This window comes from Stutzerimonas sp. CXK-1, from assembly GCF_057738225.1.
This window is the reverse complement of sequence record NZ_CM173217.1, coordinates 19,281-35,971: the sequence shown is the minus strand read 5'-3', so window position 1 is coordinate 35,971 and position 16,691 is coordinate 19,281. Positions and strand designations below refer to the sequence as shown.

At 67.3% G+C, this 16,691-nt stretch carries 16 protein-coding genes; 7 read left to right on the top strand and 9 right to left on the bottom strand.

The window, feature by feature from the left end:
* Positions 1-74: 74 nt before the first annotated feature.
* Positions 75-944, bottom strand: coding sequence for a D-alanyl-D-alanine endopeptidase (pbpG, locus tag AC0KXH_RS00170; RefSeq protein WP_234458546.1), 870 nt, complete (start codon positions 942-944; stop codon positions 75-77).
* A gap of 324 nt (positions 945-1,268) precedes the next feature.
* On the opposite strand from pbpG, the gene AC0KXH_RS00165 reads away from it, so the two are divergent.
* On the top strand, positions 1,269-1,580 hold the full coding sequence (locus AC0KXH_RS00165; RefSeq protein WP_041110406.1) for a glycine zipper domain-containing protein: 312 nt from the start codon (positions 1,269-1,271) through the stop codon (positions 1,578-1,580).
* Positions 1,581-1,583: 3 nt separating this feature from the next.
* Positions 1,584-2,171 (top strand): NAD(P)-dependent oxidoreductase, encoded by a 588-nt coding sequence (locus AC0KXH_RS00160; protein WP_200627174.1) that lies wholly within the window; start codon positions 1,584-1,586, stop codon positions 2,169-2,171.
* Positions 2,172-2,182: 11 nt separating this feature from the next.
* Here the strand turns inward: AC0KXH_RS00160 and aroE are convergent, their stop codons facing one another.
* The 5 genes from aroE to hemF form a co-directional block, all read right to left on the bottom strand.
* Positions 2,183-3,004 (bottom strand): shikimate dehydrogenase, encoded by an 822-nt coding sequence (gene aroE / locus AC0KXH_RS00155; protein ID WP_488223925.1) that lies wholly within the window; start codon positions 3,002-3,004, stop codon positions 2,183-2,185.
* A 74-nt stretch (positions 3,005-3,078) separates the two neighbouring features.
* Positions 3,079-4,599, bottom strand: a complete 1,521-nt coding sequence (locus tag AC0KXH_RS00150; protein ID WP_488223924.1) for a PepSY domain-containing protein — start codon at positions 4,597-4,599, stop codon at positions 3,079-3,081.
* A 5-nt stretch (positions 4,600-4,604) separates the two neighbouring features.
* On the bottom strand, positions 4,605-6,635 hold the full coding sequence (locus AC0KXH_RS00145; protein WP_488223923.1) for a TonB-dependent receptor: 2,031 nt from the start codon (positions 6,633-6,635) through the stop codon (positions 4,605-4,607).
* A gap of 117 nt (positions 6,636-6,752) precedes the next feature.
* Entirely contained in the window at positions 6,753-7,139 is a 387-nt protein-coding gene (locus AC0KXH_RS00140; protein ID WP_061340212.1) for a DUF2946 family protein, read from the bottom strand.
* 118 nt (positions 7,140-7,257) lie between these two features.
* Positions 7,258-8,172, bottom strand: a complete 915-nt coding sequence (gene hemF / locus AC0KXH_RS00135) for an oxygen-dependent coproporphyrinogen oxidase (RefSeq protein WP_041110396.1) — start codon at positions 8,170-8,172, stop codon at positions 7,258-7,260.
* Positions 8,173-8,313: 141 nt separating this feature from the next.
* Here hemF and AC0KXH_RS00130 point away from each other — a divergent pair, with 141 nt between their 5' ends.
* Positions 8,314-9,291, top strand: a complete 978-nt coding sequence (locus tag AC0KXH_RS00130; protein WP_488223922.1) for an NADPH:quinone reductase — start codon at positions 8,314-8,316, stop codon at positions 9,289-9,291.
* 10 nt (positions 9,292-9,301) lie between these two features.
* On the opposite strand, the gene tsaC is transcribed toward AC0KXH_RS00130, so the two are convergent.
* The 3 genes from tsaC to AC0KXH_RS00115 form a co-directional block, all read right to left on the bottom strand.
* Complete coding sequence (tsaC, locus tag AC0KXH_RS00125) at positions 9,302-9,859, bottom strand: L-threonylcarbamoyladenylate synthase type 1 TsaC (RefSeq protein ID WP_041110392.1); 558 nt, start codon at positions 9,857-9,859, stop codon at positions 9,302-9,304.
* Between the two features lie 61 nt (positions 9,860-9,920).
* Complete coding sequence (dprA, locus tag AC0KXH_RS00120) at positions 9,921-11,015, bottom strand: DNA-processing protein DprA (RefSeq protein WP_488223921.1); 1,095 nt, start codon at positions 11,013-11,015, stop codon at positions 9,921-9,923.
* 80 nt (positions 11,016-11,095) lie between these two features.
* The gene (locus AC0KXH_RS00115) at positions 11,096-12,121 is read right to left on the bottom strand and encodes a LysM peptidoglycan-binding domain-containing protein (RefSeq protein ID WP_041110388.1); all 1,026 of its coding nucleotides are present in this window, start codon (positions 12,119-12,121) and stop codon (positions 11,096-11,098) included.
* A 147-nt stretch (positions 12,122-12,268) separates the two neighbouring features.
* Between AC0KXH_RS00115 and def the strand changes: the two genes are divergently transcribed.
* Genes def through trkA form a run of 4 tightly spaced genes read left to right on the top strand, consistent with a single transcriptional unit; the run spans position 12,269 to position 16,493 of the window.
* Positions 12,269-12,775 (top strand): peptide deformylase, encoded by a 507-nt coding sequence (gene def, locus AC0KXH_RS00110; protein WP_041110386.1) that lies wholly within the window; start codon positions 12,269-12,271, stop codon positions 12,773-12,775.
* A 54-nt stretch (positions 12,776-12,829) separates the two neighbouring features.
* Positions 12,830-13,762, top strand: a complete 933-nt coding sequence (gene fmt, locus AC0KXH_RS00105; protein ID WP_488223920.1) for a methionyl-tRNA formyltransferase — start codon at positions 12,830-12,832, stop codon at positions 13,760-13,762.
* The gene (gene rsmB / locus AC0KXH_RS00100) at positions 13,759-15,123 is read left to right on the top strand and encodes a 16S rRNA (cytosine(967)-C(5))-methyltransferase RsmB (protein WP_488223919.1); all 1,365 of its coding nucleotides are present in this window, start codon (positions 13,759-13,761) and stop codon (positions 15,121-15,123) included. Before fmt ends, rsmB begins: the two co-directional genes overlap by 4 nt.
* Entirely contained in the window at positions 15,120-16,493 is a 1,374-nt protein-coding gene (gene trkA / locus AC0KXH_RS00095) for a Trk system potassium transporter TrkA (RefSeq protein ID WP_041110380.1), read from the top strand. Before rsmB ends, trkA begins: the two co-directional genes overlap by 4 nt.
* The last annotated feature ends 198 nt before the right edge of the window (positions 16,494-16,691 follow it).

Below are 16,691 nucleotides of genomic sequence, written 5' to 3'. Positions count from 1 at the left end.
TCAAGCCTATCCCCACTCGTCAAGCGTTGGCAGTGCTCGCGGCCACACGGCGGCGAGCACTGCCGATGTAACGCTTACTGCGCCGCCTGCAACAGGCCCTGGCGCTGCGCCATCTTCTGCTGCTTGTAGGCCAGTGCCGCGGCTGGCACGGGGGTGATGGTGCCGGTCTCGATCCACTTCTTCAGGCGATTGGCATCGGCCATGTGGGTGTACTTGCCGAACGCATCGAGCACCACGAAGGCCACCGGCCGGCCGTTCATGCGGGTGCGCATCACCAGACAATGGCCGGCGGCGTTGGTGAAGCCGGTCTTGGTCAGTTGGATGTCCCAGTTGGGCTTGCGCACCAGGGCATTGGTGTTGCGAAAGCCCAGGGTGTAGCTGGGCTTGCGGAAGGCCACGGTCTTCTCGCGGGTCGAGCTGAACTGGCTCAGCAACGGGTAGTTCTGGCTCGCGCGCAGCAGCTTGACCAGGTCGTTGGCGCTCGACACGTTCTGCTCCGACAGGCCGGTCGGCTCGACGTAGCGGGTGTCGCGCATGCCCAGCGCACGCGCCTTGGCGTTCATTGCCTGGATGAAGGCGCTGTAGCCACCGGGGTAGTGGTGCGCCAGGCTGGCCGCGGCGCGGTTCTCCGAGGACATCAGCGTCATCAGCAGCATCTCGCGCCGGCTGACCTCGCTGCCGATGCGCACGCGCGAGAACACGCCGCGCATCTCCGGTACTTCGCGGATGGTGATCGGCAACACTTCGTCGAGCGGCAGCTTGGCGTCGAGCACCACCATGGCGGTCATCAGCTTGGTCACCGAGGCAATCGGCACGACCAGGCCGGGGTTGCTCGAATAGAGCACTTCGTTCGTCTTCAGGTCGACCAGCAGTGCGCTGCCCGAAGCCAGTTCCTGGGTGGCCGCGGCCTTGGGCGCCGCGAAGCTGGCGGGGGCCAGCACCATGCTGCTGCAGGCCAGCAACAGGCCGAACATTGTGTGGCGAAACTTCACTGCATTCACCGATTTGGGCAAGAGAGAGGGGAGTGGGGCGGCGCCTGAAGCGCGGCGCCGCAGTATACGGAAAAGCCCGTCCGACTTGGCGTCGCTCACACGCGGCAAAACGCTCACGGCGTCGGCGACGCGCCGCCGGCCTACTAGAGTGTAGAAGAGGCCTGCCGAAGCGAACGACCGTCTGGCGCAACGGCGGCCCGTGGTCGCAGCACCGCGATTGCACCTTCAACGACCGCAGCAGTCCAACAGACAGGTTTATCAGGGGAGGTACCCGCCATGTCCCGCTTCAGCCATACACCGACCACCCGCGAAGACATCCAGCACGAGATCGACAACCTGGTCCGCGCCCTGGACAAACTCAAGCACGACGCCGCGCGTGAATCGCGCCACGGCCTCGGCAGCCTGCGCTCGCGTGCCGAAGCGCTCTGGCAGGACGCGCACTGGGACGAACATTGTGCCGAGCTCTCCCGCCGCAGCCACGACGCCGGGCGCATGGCCAAGGAATGCGCCCGCCAGCATCCGTTGGCGACTGCGGCGCTCGCGGCCGGCGCCTTCGCGCTGATCGGTTACCTGGTCACGCGGCGCTGAGCCATGCGCAACGCCGAAACGCCGCGCCTGAAGTTCGCGCTCTATGGCGCGCATTGCAGCCTGGGCAGCGCCCTGTTGGTCGAGCTGCTCAGCCGACAGCACGAGGCGGTTGCCCTGCTCGATGATCTTAACTCGCTGACCGCACGCCCGGGCTTGCGCACCAAGCCGGCGGATCTGTACGACCCGATCAGCGTGAGCGAGAGCGTGGCCGGCATGGATGCGGTGCTCTGCCTGTTCAATGCCGACCGGCTGCCGAGCAGCCCGGCCTCGCCGCAGGGCTTCGAGCAGGCGCTGGCCGCCTTGCTGAGTGGCTTGCCAAGGGTGAACGTCGACCGGCTGCTGCTGGTCGCCGACTTCCCGCGGATCGAGCAGGACCCGTCGGTGCAGCGCGGCTTGCAGCAGCTGACCGCCACGCCGCTGCGCTGGACGCTGATCGATGCCGAGCACAGCGAACCGGGGCTGAGCATCGAAGACCTGGCTCGCGCCAGCGGCGAGCCGCAACATGAATCGCTGCGCCGGCTGGCCGCGGGCATCGTCGACGAACTTGAGCAGCCGCGTCATCTGCGCGAGCGCATCCACTTCCGTCTCTGAGGCGAACCGCTTCAGGACGCCTGCAGCTGTCGCCGCAGTTCGGCTTGCACGGCCGCGGTGTCGGGCCGCACGCCGCGCCACAGGAAAAAGGCGGCAGCCGCCTGCTCGACGAGCATGCCCAGGCCGTCGCGGCAACGCGCGCCGAGCCGGCTGGCCCAGCGGCAGAAGGGCGTCGGTTCGGCGCCGTACATCATGTCGTAGCAAAACGTCCGGCCCGCCTCGACCAGCTCGTCGGCCAGCGGCGGCAGCTCGCCACCCAGGCTCGCCGAGGTGCCGTTGACGATGACATCGAAGGGCCCCTGCAAGTCGGCGAACGCCACCGCCGACACCGGGCCGCGCGCGGCAAACTCGGTGGCCAGCACCTGTGCCCGCGCCGGCGTGCGGTTGGCGATCACCAATGCCGCCGGGCGCTGTGCCAGCAATGGCTCCAGCACGCCGCGCACCGCACCGCCCGCACCCAGCAGGAGGATGCGCCGGCCCTCGAGTTCGACGCCGGCATTGGCGGTCAGGTCGTTGACCAGGCCGATGCCGTCGGTGTTGTCGCCCAACAGGCGACCATCATCGAGTTTCTTCAGGGTATTCACTGCGCCGGCGCAACGAGCCCGCTCGGTCAGATCGTCGGCCAGGCGCCAGGCCTGCTCCTTGAACGGCACCGTGACATTGGCGCCGCGGCCTTCGACGAAGAACGCCCGGGCCGCTTCGGCGAAGCCGTCCAACGGCGCGAGCACCGCCTCGTAGGTCAACGCCTGGCCGGTCTGCTCGGCGAACAGACGGTGGATCTGCGGCGACTTGCTGTGGCCGATCGGGTTGCCGAATACACCGTAGCGGTCCATGGGAGTCCTCAGCTGGAAGGCAAAAGCCGGAAGCTTGCAGTTTTTTGCCAGCGGCTGCCAGCGTCGTGCAACCGTCAGGCATCGGCCGCACGCCGGCAGGCCGCCGCGCCTGACCGGCCGAGCCGCTGGCGACGGCGCCTTAACCGTCGCCAGCCCAGCAACACGCCGCTCAGGCTGATCACCAGCGCACCCGCACTGAAGGCCAGCAGCAGGCCGTCGCGCAGCAGCGGCCGTTGCAGCAAGGGCAGCCAGTCCCAGCTGTGCAGCAGCTTGAACACCCAGCGAACGGCACGCCGGCGTTGATCCAACTGTTCGATGACGGTGCCGCTGTAGGGATCGAGATGCAGCCAGGTCGACGCCGGATCGTCGAAACTCACCCGCAGCATCGGCAGCCGTCGCGGTAGATGGCTGTAGAGGCTTGGTTCGTTGCGGGCGTAGTAGTGGAAGTCTTCCTGCTCCAGCCAATCGAAGTGCAGCCGCTGCTCCGGCCAGGCCTGGCGGACCTGGCGCTCCAGCACCGCGCGTTCCAGGCGCAGCTGTGCCGGCGCGGAACCGCTGGCGCGCAGGATGCGCGTTTCGCCCCTGGCATCGATGCCGAGCAGGTAGGGCTGATCGCCGAACACCTGCCACTGCAGTTCCACCGGCGCGATACCGGCCTCGCGCAACCGGGCCAGCGTGGCGACAAGGTCCGTCTTAACCGCCTCAGCGTTCAGCGGAGCGCTTCTGAGTGCGGCGGCGTCGATGGTCGAACGTTTCTCGAACAGTCCCCAGGGCTCCATCGACAGCATGCCGCTGACCAGCCAGACCAGCAGCGCCACGCCGCACAGCAGGCCACCGACGTGGTGCACGCGGCTGGCGCCGGCCGGGTAGGGCGAGTGCGAGCCGTTGCGGTAGCGCCCGGTGAAGCGCCAGCGCAGCAGGCCGATCAGCATGCCCAGCAGCGCCAGCACCGCGGCGAGCAACGCACCGTAGACCAATGCCACCGACCAGAGCGCCTTCGGCATGACTTCACGCAATGGGTAGAGCCAGTGCAGCCAGGCGCCAAGCAGGTTCCAGGACCGCTCATGGGCAGTGGCGTCGCGCACCACCAGCCCGGTGTGGCTGGACACATAGAGCAGACGCCCTTCGCCATCGTCGGCCTGCAAGCGATACAGCGGTCGTTCGCGGGCCAGGGCATGATTGCGCGTCCAGGCATCCTCCTCGACGCGGTCGAGCAAGCGCACCTGGGCACCGGCGAACTGCCGCGCGCTGGCCAGGGCCTCGGCAGCGCCGATGTGCGGGATACGCTTGCCGCTGCGTGCATCGACCGCCAGCAGCGGCCCGTCGCCGTAGTCCAGCAGGTAGCGCGGCGAGCCACCGGCACCGGTCAGGCGCAGGCTGAGCGGGGTGCGCGGATCGCCACTGGCGGCAAGCGCCGCATCCGGCGCGATGCAGCAATCGGCGCTTAGCGGCTGCAGGCGTGAAAGGTGCTCGGCCGGCGTCAGCTTGGGATAGCCGACGAAGAGCATCACCACGCCGCTGACGACCCAGGCCAGGACGAATAGCCCCAGGGCGATGCCGAGCCAGCGGTGTGCGAGATACAGATAGCGCTTCATGCCGGTCAGAAGTCCAGGGTCACGGCGGCATACAGCGAGCGGCCATCACCCGGCGCATGCAAGGTCTCGGCACCGTCGTACCAGACGTACTCGTAGTAGCGGTCGGTGAGATTCTTCAGCTGCAGGTCGACGGCCAGCTGCTCGGTCAGCTGGTAGCTGGCGCCCAGGTTGAGCAGCACGTAGCCGCCGTATCGGCCCTGGGTGTTCTCGCGCTCGAGGTAGTAATCGGTCTGGCCGTTGAGCCAGGCGCTGAGCTGCAGGTCCGGCGTCGCCTGGTAGGTGCTGCCGGCCGAGTACAGCCGCTGCGGCACGTGGTCGATCTGCTGGCCCTGGCTGGCCGGCAGGCTCGGGTCGGCTTTCTCGATCTCGGAGAACTGCCAGGAATGCGCCAGCCACAGGCTGAGCTCGGCAGTGGGGTAGAGATTGAGCTGGGCGTCATAACCCCAGCGACGGGTCTGGCCGAGGTTTTCCGACTCGCCACTGGGATCGTTGAGCCGGCGCCGGACCTCGTCGGACGCCACCTGCTCCCAATAGGCGATACGGCCGTCGAGCCAGGGTACGGGGTTGAACTTGATACCGGTCTCCCAGCCATCGTTGATCGACGGCGACAAGTCCGCGGTGCATGGCGGCACCTTGTAGGCGGCTGCGCCGGTGCCGATCTGGAAGGTCCGCCCCCAGTTGCCATACAGGCTCAGCTGCTCGACGGGGATGTAGATCAGGCTGATCTTCGGCTGCTCGATGCTGCCGTAGTCGTTGATGGCGTAATCGCTGCCACTCAGCTCGTCGGTGAAGTCGCCCTCGATACGATCGACGCGAAACGCCGGGATGATCTTCAGCGACTCGACCGGCTGGATCACCGCCTGCAGGTAGGCGCCGTAGCTGTCGTAGTCGAAGCGCTGGTCGCGGGTCTGGGTCACGACCTGGCGCTCGACGGTGGTGTAGCGCTCGCTGCGGTTGCGCTGCTGCTCGGTGTCGAGCCCACCTTCGAGGGCCAGGTCGTATAGCCAGGACACGTCCGGGCGGTAGGTCAGCGAAGTGCGTGCGCCGTAGTGCTTCTCTTCGGTGAAGCGCCGCTGTTGCGGTGCGGCCAAGGAAAAGCGCACCCAGCGATCGTCGTCCAGAGTGTTGAGCCAGACCTTGGTGGCCCACGACAGATCGGCGGCCAGCTGGCTGTCCAGATGCAGGCTGAGCTGGTTCATGCGCCGCTCGCCCATGTCACTGGACGACAGCGCGTAGGACTCGTGCGGCGAGTGGCGCGCATCCTCGCGTGACAGGTAACCCGGCTCGTTGGCGTCGGCCTCGTAGTGGCGGGCGATCAGGCCCAGGCGCCAGGTGCCGGAGTCCGGCTGGTAGAACCACTTGCCGGACAGGCTGGTGCGCTCGGCATCGGCGTGATCGCGATAGCCGCCGCTCTTCTGCTGGCCGATGAAGTAGTTCTGCGTCCAGTTGCTGCCCTCGATGCCCTTGGCCACCTGCAGCTCCTGGGTGTCGTAGCTGCCGTAGCGCAGCCGCGCCTTGCCGTAATCGCCGCCGGTGCGCGAATGCACAGTGACGTTGCCGGCGATGTTGTACAGGCCATAGCGCGGGTCGTTGGTGCCGCGCACCACCTCGATGCCGTCGATTTCCAGCGGGAACAGCATGTCCAGGTAGGGCATGTTGCCGTCGTTGCTGTTGCTCGGAATGCCGTCGATCAGCAGCTTGACCGCGTTGACCTCGCCCTCGCCGTTGAAGCCACGAAAGGACAGCTTGCCGGAGGTGGTGCCCTGGCCGAATTCGGTGAGCATCACCCCCGGCGCGCGGCGGAACAGCTCCCAGCTGTAGAGCACCGGCTGCTGCTCGAGGATGTCGCTGCCCAGCAGGTCGACCGAGCTGATCACGCTGCTGGTCGGCAGGCTGCCGCTGGACGGGTTGGCGATGACGGTACTGCTGCCCAGCGACAGGGCAGTATCGGCCGAGGCCGAGGTTGAGTAGGCGCCGAGCAGGGCGCAGGCAAGCAGGCAGGGCAGCGCGGCGCGCGGCGCAGGGTGGTCGAACATCTCGCAGTTTCCTTGTGCAACAGGCAGGCCGCGGCAGGCAGCCGTCGGCAGGCGCACACGCCATCGACTGGCGGCGTGGGCGTTCGGGTGTGCAGGCAGGGAAGACGCCGGCAGGCGTCAGGCGAGCGGCGAGGCGCGCGGGTTGAGCGCCGGCCAGCGTTCGCGGGGCGACGGCCAGGCACTGTGCCGTTCGGCCCGCGCATAAGTGCGCCCTGCAGCCGGCAGGACGGGGGGCGAGGCCACAGGCAGGGCGGCGAGGCCCATGGCACCGGTGCAGCAACAGGGCGGCATTCCGCCGTGGCCGGCGTGCGGCTGTTCGTGGCTACCCGCTGCGGCGTGCGCCGCGTGCCCTGGATGCGCCTCGCCTTGTGCCAGTGACGTGCGATCACCGTGCTCGAGCAGGCGGCCGCTGTCGGCCGGCCACGCACCGGCGAGCGACATGCTCAGCAGGTGCAGCAGCAGGGCCAGACTGGCCAGCCAGGCGGGGAATCGGTGGTGCTTCATCGGCAGTCGGGCACATCGCAGTTGGCGATGGGGCGCATGGTATTGAGCATCGACATGAAAAAGAATTGAGCGAGCTCAAGAATCATTCTTGATTGCACCCGATTCAAGCCCGCCGGCGTTACCGCTCCTGCAGCCAGTCGCGCTCCTGAAGGAAGTATTCGGTCAAGCGCGCCTCGGGCGTGCCCGGCTCGGGGTGCTTGTCGTAGCCCCAGCGCACCACCGGCGGCAGCGACATGAGGATGGATTCGGTGCGCCCGCCCGATTGCAGGCCGAACAGGGTGCCGCGGTCATAGACCAGGTTGTACTCGACGTAGCGGCCGCGGCGCAGCTGCTGGAACTCGCGCTCGCGCTCACCATAGGGCAGGTGCTTGCGCCGCTGGAGGATCGGCAGGTAGGCCTCCAGATAGGCGTCGCCGACGGCACGCATGAAGGCGAAGCTGGTGTCGAAATCCCATTCGTTCAGATCGTCGAAGAACAGGCCGCCGATGCCGCGTGGCTCGGCACGGTGCTTGAGGTAGAAGTAGCGGTCGCACCATTGCTTGAAGCGCGGATAGACGTCGCCGCCGAAGGGCGCGCAGGCGTCATGGGCGACGCGATGCCAGTGCACGCAGTCCTCTTCGTTGCCGTAGTAAGGGGTCAGATCGAAGCCACCGCCGAACCACCAGACGGGCGCTTCGCCATCCTTTTCCGCAATGAAGAAACGCACATTGGCGTGCGAGGTCGGCACGTAGGGATTTTCCGGATGGATCACCAGCGACACACCGAGCGCCTGAAAGCCGCGCCCGGCGAGTTCCGGCCGGTGCGCACTGGCCGAAGGCGGCAGCCCGGCGCCAAACACGTGAGAGAAGTTGACGCCGCCTTTCTCGATGAGCGCACCGTTCTCGATCACCCGCGTGCGCCCACCGCCACCGGCCGGGCGTGTCCAGGCGTCCTCGGCGAAACGGGCACTGCCGTCTTCGGTTTCCAGCGCAGCGCAGATGCGGTCCTGCAGGTCCAGCAGATAGGCTTTGACGGCTTCGATCTGTTCGTTCACGGGTAGAGCACCATGCCTGGGCCGCACGGCCAGGCAGGGCAGTGCGGGAGCGAATCGGGTCGGCAAGCATAGCATCCGGGCGATTGACGAAAGCAGGCCGGGGCGGGTTCGATAGCCGCTTACCCACCTGTCGGAGTCGATATGAGCAAGCGCATCCAATTCAGCCAGCATGGCGGGCCGGAAGTCCTGCAGCTGGTCGAGGCCAGCCCGGCCGTGCCAGGCGCCGGCGAAGTGCTGGTCCGCAACCACGCCGTTGGCCTGAACTTCATCGACACCTATTTCCGCACCGGGCTCTATGCCCCGCCCGCCTTGCCGTCGGGGCTGGGCACCGAGGGCGCCGGCGTGATCGAAGCGGTCGGCGCGGGCGTCGAGCACCTGCGCGTCGGCGACCGCGTCGCCTATGCCACCGGGCCGCTGGGCGCCTACGGCGAGCATCATTGCCTGCCGGCCCGCCATCTGGTCCGGCTACCCGACGCTATCAGCTTCGAGCAAGCCGCCGCAGTGATGCTCAAGGGGCTGACCACCCAGTACCTGTTGCGCCAGACCCATGTGGTACAGCCCGGCGAGACGCTGCTGTTCCATGCCGCCGCTGGCGGCGTAGGCTCGATCGCCTGCCAATGGGCCAAGGCGCTGGGGGCCAGGCTGATCGGCGTGGTCGGTTCCGCGGAAAAGGCCGAACGGGCCAAGTCACTGGGGGCCTGGGCGACCATCGACCGCAGCCGGGAAGACGTGGTGCAACGCGTGCTCGAACTGACCGACGGCGAGAAGTGCCCGGTGGTCTATGACTCGGTAGGCAAGGACACCTGGGACATTTCGCTGGATTGCGTCGCCCCGCGCGGGTTGCTGGTGAGCTTCGGCAACGCGTCGGGGGCGGTCAGCGGCGTCAACCTTGGCATCCTCGCGCAGAAGGGGTCGCTGTATGTCACTCGTCCGACGCTGGCCGGTTACGCCGACACCCCCGAGCGCCTGCAGGCCATGGCCGACGAGCTGTTCGAGATGATTGCCAGCGGCCGCCTGCACGTCGAGATCGGCCAGCGCTACCCGCTTGCCGAGGCCGCCGAAGCACAACGGCAACTGGCCGGCCGGGCAACGGTCGGCTCGACCATTCTGCTGCCTTGAACGGGCACCGCTAGCCGGGGCGTACCACCGTGCCGGTGCGCAGATCGCGGATCAGGCTGGGGTTGCGCCGGCCGCCGAGCGGGCCGCAAAAGACGTAGTCCAGCCGGTCGCCGAAGTACTGGCGCACACGCAAGGCGCTGCGGGCCGCGGGCCGGCCGGCCGGGTTTGCCGAGGTCGATACCAGCGGCCCGGTCAGCGCGCACAGCCGTGCCACCAGCGGGTGATCGGTCACCCGCAGCGCCACGCTGTCGTGGCGGCCGGTGATCCACGGCGGCAAGCGGTCCTGGTGCGGCACCAGCCAGGTATTGGGCCCCGGCCAGCTGTTGGCCAAACGTCGCAGCCAATCGTCGGGCAGGTCCTGCAGCAGGAAATCGAAGCGCTCCATGCAGTCGGCGACGAGGATCAGGCCTTTCTCCACCGGGCGCTGCTTGAGATCCAGCAGGTGGTAGACCGCCTCGCTGTCCCATGGGTCGCAGCCCACCCCCCACACCGCTTCGGTCGGATAGGCGATCACGCCTCCCTGCCGGACCACGTGTGCCACCTGCTGCAACCGCCAATCGCCCACCATTGCCGCCCCCGCTCGCAAAAAAATCGCAGCAGTTTAGCCAAGCCCCGTGCTGCCTGCAGCTTCAGCACCGCCGTGCCGACCAGAGGCCATTCTCGCTGACGACGCGGTCGTCGATTTCCAGCTCCGTCAGTTGAGCCAGCACCTCACCCAGCGGCAGGCCCAGCGCTATCGCCAGTTCCTCGCTGGTCATCGCCCCGGCGAGCAACTGCTGCAGCAGCGGATGACTGCTGCCGGCGCCGCCATCGGTAACCGACGGTGCAGTGACCTGCTGCCAGCCGCGTAGTCCATGCAGGACGTCCTGCACGCTTTCGACCAGCGTTGCGCCGTCACGGATCAGCTGATGGCAACCACGCGCACCGGGGTGGTGGATCGAACCGGGGATCGCATAGACCTCGCGCCCCTGCTCGGCAGCCAAGCGCGCAGTGATCAGCGAACCGCTGGAGGGGCTGGCCTCGACAACCAGCACGCCGAGCGACAGGCCGCTGATGATCCGATTGCGACGCGGGAAATTGCTTGCCTGCGGTGCGCAGTCGAGTGGCAGCTCCGATACCAGGGCGCCGCCGCCGGCCACGATGGCTTCGGCCAGGCGCGCATGTCGCTGTGGATAGAGTCGCTGCAGGCCGGTGCCAAGCACTGCGATCGTTCGCCCGCCGACATCGAGCGCGCCCTGATGGGCCGCTCCATCGATGCCCAGCGCAAGACCGCTGGTGACGGTGAAGCCCGCGCCGGCCAGGCTGCGGGCGAAGGCAGCGGCGTTGTCCAGACCATGGCGCGACGCCCGGCGGCTGCCGACCATCGCCAGCTGCGGACTTTCCAGCAGGCCCGGGTCGCCGGCGACGAACAGCAGCGGTGGCGCATCCGCCAGCTCGGCGAGCAGGGCGGGGTAGCAGGGGTCGTCCCAGGCGACCAGCTGCTGCTGCGGCTGCTCCAGCCAGGCGAGGGCAGCGCGGGCGCGTTCGCGGATCTCGGCGCTGCGCCGGGGCTCGGCGCAACTGGCCGGCAGACCCAGGGCACGCCAGGCACCCGCCGGCGCGCTGAGCGCCGAACAGGCATCGGGAAAGGCACTGAGCAGGCGCCGCAATCGTCGCGGGCCCAGATCGGGCAACAGGTGCAGGCGCAAACGCGCCTCGAGTTCGGCAGGGGAAACGAGAGGCATGGGGGACGGTCCTTGTCCTCGGCCGGCATCCTGCCGGCCTTTAAAGTACGAGCCCCGCATCAGCGGGGCTCGGGGATCGATCAGGGATTGCGCAGCTTGTCGTTCACGGCCAGTGAGCGGGTGGCCTGCAGTACCAGGCCATAGCTGAGCTTGTCGTAGGTACGGAACACCATGAGCAGCCCGGCACGCTCGTCCGGCACCTTGACGTTTTCGCCGGTCACCCGATCGCGTACCGTCTCACCGGTCTTGTACACGGCCAGCACGTTGCCTTCCTTGAGGCCGTCGCGCATGCCCTTGTTCAGCGTTACGACATCCAGCTGGCCGATCTGCGTCACGCCGCGCGGGACGTCGATGATCAGGCCGTCGATGTCGCTGCTCGGCGCGCTGGGCATGAAGGTCGAATTGACCGCGCGCTCCTCGCTGGCGAACAGCCGATCGCCGATGCGCGCTTCCTGCGTGGTACGGGTCAGCTGCAGCGTGGCGATGTCACCCTCGACCTGAACGACCTCGACGGTGCCGACGTCGTCGGCATTGATGCCGAGGAACTCGCCGGTCTTCGGATCGGTGTATTGCTTGCCCTGACGGAAAATCCCGTACACCGGGATATTCGCGGAAAAATCGCCCCGGCCGTAGATGCGATCGCCGGCGCCGCTGATCACTCGCTCGGCATTGCCGGCGACGATATAGGGCGCGGCCTCGAACTGCGCCTGCGAGTCGATGATGCGGTTGCTCAGCAGAAAGCTGTTGATCTGCTCCAGCGGTATCGTCGGGATCGCCTCGGCCATCGGCGTGGTACGCACGGTCGGCGACAGTTTGATCGTGCCGCGGCTGGCTCCGCGGTTGAGCATCAGCTTCGGCTGGCCATCGATATACACCAGGCTCAGGCTGTCGCCCGGATAGATCAGGTGCGGATTTTCGATCTGCGGGTTGGCGTGCCACAGCTCCGGCCACTTCCAGGGCTCGCGCAGGTAGCGCGCCGAGATGTCCCAGAGGGTATCGCCCTTCACTACCGTGTAACGCTCCGGGTAGCCTTCCTTGAGCTGGACGTCGGCCTGGGCGAACCCGCTGGCGGCCACCAGCAGCAGGGCGAGTAGTGATTTCCTCATATGGTGAATCCCTTTATGATGTGCCTTCGCCTGAGGCGCCCCAGCGCCGCAAACCCTTGCAGAACGCGGCGCGTAGCCGGTTTCAAAGCTGCCGGGCATCTTATCAGCGGCTTTTGACTTTATTCCATAAGTGCATCACAAACGCATATGGCCATTCTGAACATCCTTGAGTTTCCCGATCCGCGCCTGCGTACCATCGCCAAGCCGGTGGACGTGGTGGATGACGCCATCCGCCAGCTGGTCGACGACATGTTCGAGACCATGTACGACGCCCCCGGCATCGGCCTGGCGGCGACGCAGGTCAATGTGCACAAGCGCGTGGTGGTGATGGACCTGTCCGAGGACAGAAGCGAGCCGCGGGTCTTCATCAACCCCGAGTTCGAATCACTGACCGACCAGATGGACCAGTACCAGGAAGGTTGCCTTTCGGTGCCGGGCTTCTACGAGAACGTCGACCGTCCGCAGAAGGTCAAGGTCAAGGCGCTCGATCGCGACGGCCAGCCGTACGAGCTGATCGCCGAAGGGCTGCTGGCGGTGTGCATTCAGCACGAATGCGATCATCTCAACGGCAAGCTGTTCGTCGATTACCTGTCCAATCTCAAGCGCGACCGGATCAAGAAAAAGCTGGAAAAGCTGCACCGTCAGCAGGCTTGATTCTCGAACCCCGAAAGGCTTGCTCCGGCAAGCCTTTTTCTTAGCGAGTTTCCCATGCGTATCGTCTTTGCCGGCACTCCCGAATTCGCCGCCCAGCATCTCGAAGCCTTGCTGCAGGCCGGTTATCAGGTGGTGGCCGTCTACACCCAGCCGGACCGTCCGGCTGGGCGCGGCCAGAAGCTGATGCCCAGCCCCGTCAAACAGTTGGCCCTGCAGCATGGCCTCCCCGTGATGCAACCAGCGACCCTGCGCGATGCCGAGGCCCAGCACGCACTGGCTGCACTGCAGCCGGATCTGATGGTGGTCGTCGCCTATGGCCTGATCCTGCCGCAGGCCGTGCTCGATACGCCACGGTTGGGCTGCATCAACAGCCACGCCTCGCTGCTGCCGCGCTGGCGCGGTGCGGCGCCGATCCAGCGCGCGATCGAGGCCGGCGACAGCGAGAGCGGGGTCACCGTGATGCAGATGGAGGCCGGGCTAGACACCGGCCCGATGCTGCTGAAGGTCAGCACGCCGATCGGCCCGAGCGATACCGGGGGCAGCCTGCACGACCGACTTGCCGCACTCGGCGCGCAAGCCGTCGTCGAGGCGGTCGCACGGCTGCAGGCCGGCGCCCTGCCGGGCGAGCGGCAGGACGATACGCACGCGACCTACGCACACAAGCTGAGCAAGGACGAAGCGCGCCTCGACTGGCAGCGCCCGGCCGCAGAGCTGGAGCGGCTGGTCCGGGCGTTCAATCCCTGGCCGATCTGCCACAGCAGCCTGGCCGGTGACGTGTTGAAAGTGCATGCCACGCGGCTGGTCCCGGGGCAGGGCGAGCCCGGCCGTATCCTCGCGGTTGGCAAGGACGGCCTGACCGTTGCCTGTGGCACGGGCGCGCTGCAGCTGACTCGCCTGCAACTGCCCGGTGGCAAGCCGCTGGACTTTGCCGATCTGTACAACAGCCGCCGCGAGCAGTTCGCGCCCGGCCAGGTGCTCGGCCAGTGAATCCGCGCCTGGCAGCGGCTCGCGCACTGGCTGCGGTGTTAAACGGCAAGGCCTCGCTGGGCAGCAGCCTGCCGGAGGTGCTCGACAAGGTCGATGCACGCGATCGCGGCCTGACCCAGGAGCTCGCCTTTGGCACCGCACGCTGGCAGCCGCGCCTGGCTGGCCTGGCCGAACGGCTGTTGCAGAAGCCGTTCAAGGTCGCCGACCGCGACGTCGAGGCGCTGTTGCTGGTGGGCCTCTACCAGCTGCTACACACCCGCATCCCGCCGCACGCGGCGATCGGCGAAACGGTAGGCTGCGTCGACAAGTTGAAGAAGCCCTGGGCCAAGGGCCTGCTCAATGCCGTGCTGCGCCGTGCCCAGCGTGAAGGGCAAACGCTGCTCGGCGAGCTTGAGCGCGACCCGGTGATCCGCCTGGCGCATCCGCGCTGGTTGCAGAAAAGCCTGAAGGCGAACTGGCCCGAGCAGTGGGAAGCCATCTGCGCGGCCAACAATGCCCACCCGCCGATGACCCTGCGGGTCAACCGTCGGCAGACCGACCGCGACGGCTATCTTGCCGAGCTGCAGGCCGCTGGCATCGAAGCCTTTGCCTGCCCGTTCAGCGAAGACGGGGTTCGCCTGGCGGGCGCTCTCGACGTGCAACGCTTGCCCGGCTTCGCCGAAGGCCGCGTCAGCGTGCAGGACGAAGCGGCGCAGCTGGCCGCACGACTGCTCGACCTCGCTCCGGGCCAGCGCGTGCTCGATGCCTGCTGCGCGCCGGGCGGCAAGACCTGCCACCTGCTCGAGCGCGAACCGGGCCTGGCCGCACTCACCGCGCTGGACCTCGAGCCCCGACGCCTGGCGCGGGTCGCCGAAAACCTGCAGCGTCTGCGTCTCGAGGCCCAGCTGGTGGCCGCCGACGCGCGCGATACGGCGGCCTGGTGGGACGGCCAGCCGTTCCAGCGCATTCTGCTCGACGCGCCCTGTTCGGCGACCGGCGTGATTCGTCGGCATCCGGACATCAAGCTGACACGCAAGGCCGAAGACATCCCCGCGCTGGCCCGCCTGCAGGGCGAGATGCTTGATGCGCTCTGGCCCACGCTCGACGTTGGCGGCGTGCTGCTGTATGCCACCTGCTCGGTGATGCCGCAGGAAAACCGCGAGGTAATCGCCGATTTCCTTGCCCGCACCCCCGGCGCCCGCGAGCTGGACCTGCCGCCCGGCTTCGGCGTACCGCAGCCGCATGGCCGCCAGCTGCTGCCGCAGCCCGACGGGCACGATGGGTTCTACTACGCCAAACTGATCAAGATCGCCGCGCAGCCGCGCAGCGCCCGGCCGCAGTCAGGGGCGGGCGAACAAGCCGTTTCGGGAGTCCTGTCTTGAAGATCATCATTCTCGGTGCCGGGCAGGTCGGCGGCACCCTGGCCGAACACCTGGCCAGCGAAGCCAACGACATCACCGTGGTCGATACCGACGGCGACCGCCTGCGCGATCTGGGCGACCGCCTGGACATCCGCACCATCCAGGGCCGTGGCTCGTTCCCCACGGTGCTGCGCCAGGCCGGCGCCGACGACGCCGACATGCTGGTGGCAGTGACCAACAGCGACGAAACCAACATGGTCGCCTGCCAGGTGGCCTACAGCCTGTTTCACACGCCGACCAAGATCGCCCGCGTGCGCGAATCGGCCTATCTCGTGCATTCCGGGCTGTTCCAGAACGAATCCATCCCGGTCGACGTGCTGATCAGCCCCGAGCAGGTGGTGACCAACTACATCAAGCGCCTGATCGAGCATCCCGGCTCCCTGCAGGTGATCGATTTCGCCGAAGGCAAGGCCCAGCTGGTCGCGGTGCGCGCCTATTACGGCGGCCCGCTGGTCGGCCAGGAGCTGCGCCAGCTGCGCCACCACATGCCCAACGTCGACACCCGGGTGGCTGCCATCTTCCGACGCAACCACCCGATCCTGCCGCAGGGCGACACCGTCATCGAAGCCGACGACGAGGTGTTCTTCATTGCCGCGCGCGGGCACATCCGTGCCGTGATGAGCGAGATGCGCCGGCTCGACGAGAATTACAAACGCATCGTCATCGCCGGTGGCGGGCACATCGGCGAGCGGCTGGCCGAGGCCATCGAGAGCCGCTACCAGGTGAAGATCATCGAGATGAATCCGGCGCGCTGCCGCTACCTCTCGGAAACTCTGGACAGCACCATCATCCTGCAGGGCAGTGCGTCGGATCGCGACCTGCTCGAAGAAGAGAACGTCAACGAAGCGGACGTGTTCCTGGCGCTGACCAACGACGACGAAGCCAACATCATGTCGTCGCTGCTGGCCAAGCGGCTGGGCGCGCGCAAGGTGATGTGCATCATCAACAACACCGCCTACGTCGACCTGATCCAGGGCGGCGAGATCGATATCGCGATCAGCCCGCAGCTGGCTACCATCGGCACCTTGCTGACCCACGTCCGCCGCGGCGATATCGTCAGCGCGCACTCGCTGCGCCGCGGCGCCGCCGAGGCCATCGAGGTGGTGGCCCACGGCGATGCGCGTTCGAGCAAGGTGGTCGGCCGGCGCATCGGCAAGATCGCGCTGCCGCCGGGCACCACCATCGGCGCCGTGATTCGCGACGAGCAGGTACTGATCGCCCACGATGACACCCTCATCGAGTCCGGCGACCACGTGATCCTCTTCCTCACCGACAAGCGCCACATCCGCGACGTCGAACGGCTGTTCCAGGCCGGCCTTACATTCTTCTGATCGACCGCTGCGCTGCTCGGCCCGGGTTCTCCCCGCGGGCCGGGCGCCCGGCTGGCTGCCATAGCATGCGGCTGATGGGCCAGGTTTAATTCCTTCAATCGACGCCGGCGATTACTGGCCTTCGATGCCGCTTCAACGATCTGGCTGATTCGAATCCATTCGTCTCAATTGGCCTCCTGATTTCACATCAGGAGCGCT

Coding starts and splice junctions, on each gene's coding strand:
- AC0KXH_RS00165 (WP_041110406.1), top strand. CDS start 1,269: ATGTCCCGCTTCAGCCATACACCGACCACCCGCGAAGACATCCAGCAC.
- pbpG (WP_234458546.1), bottom strand. CDS start 944: ATGGTGCTGGCCCCCGCCAGCTTCGCGGCGCCCAAGGCCGCGGCCACC.
- AC0KXH_RS00130 (WP_488223922.1), top strand. CDS start 8,314: ATGAGCAAGCGCATCCAATTCAGCCAGCATGGCGGGCCGGAAGTCCTG.
- AC0KXH_RS00140 (WP_061340212.1), bottom strand. CDS start 7,139: ATGAAGCACCACCGATTCCCCGCCTGGCTGGCCAGTCTGGCCCTGCTG.
- aroE (WP_488223925.1), bottom strand. CDS start 3,004: ATGGACCGCTACGGTGTATTCGGCAACCCGATCGGCCACAGCAAGTCG.
- dprA (WP_488223921.1), bottom strand. CDS start 11,015: ATGCCTCTCGTTTCCCCTGCCGAACTCGAGGCGCGTTTGCGCCTGCAC.
- AC0KXH_RS00150 (WP_488223924.1), bottom strand. CDS start 4,599: ATGAAGCGCTATCTGTATCTCGCACACCGCTGGCTCGGCATCGCCCTG.
- AC0KXH_RS00160 (WP_200627174.1), top strand. CDS start 1,584: ATGCGCAACGCCGAAACGCCGCGCCTGAAGTTCGCGCTCTATGGCGCG.
- fmt (WP_488223920.1), top strand. CDS start 12,830: ATGCGTATCGTCTTTGCCGGCACTCCCGAATTCGCCGCCCAGCATCTC.
- tsaC (WP_041110392.1), bottom strand. CDS start 9,859: ATGGTGGGCGATTGGCGGTTGCAGCAGGTGGCACACGTGGTCCGGCAG.
- AC0KXH_RS00145 (WP_488223923.1), bottom strand. CDS start 6,635: ATGTTCGACCACCCTGCGCCGCGCGCCGCGCTGCCCTGCCTGCTTGCC.
- def (WP_041110386.1), top strand. CDS start 12,269: ATGGCCATTCTGAACATCCTTGAGTTTCCCGATCCGCGCCTGCGTACC.
- AC0KXH_RS00115 (WP_041110388.1), bottom strand. CDS start 12,121: ATGAGGAAATCACTACTCGCCCTGCTGCTGGTGGCCGCCAGCGGGTTC.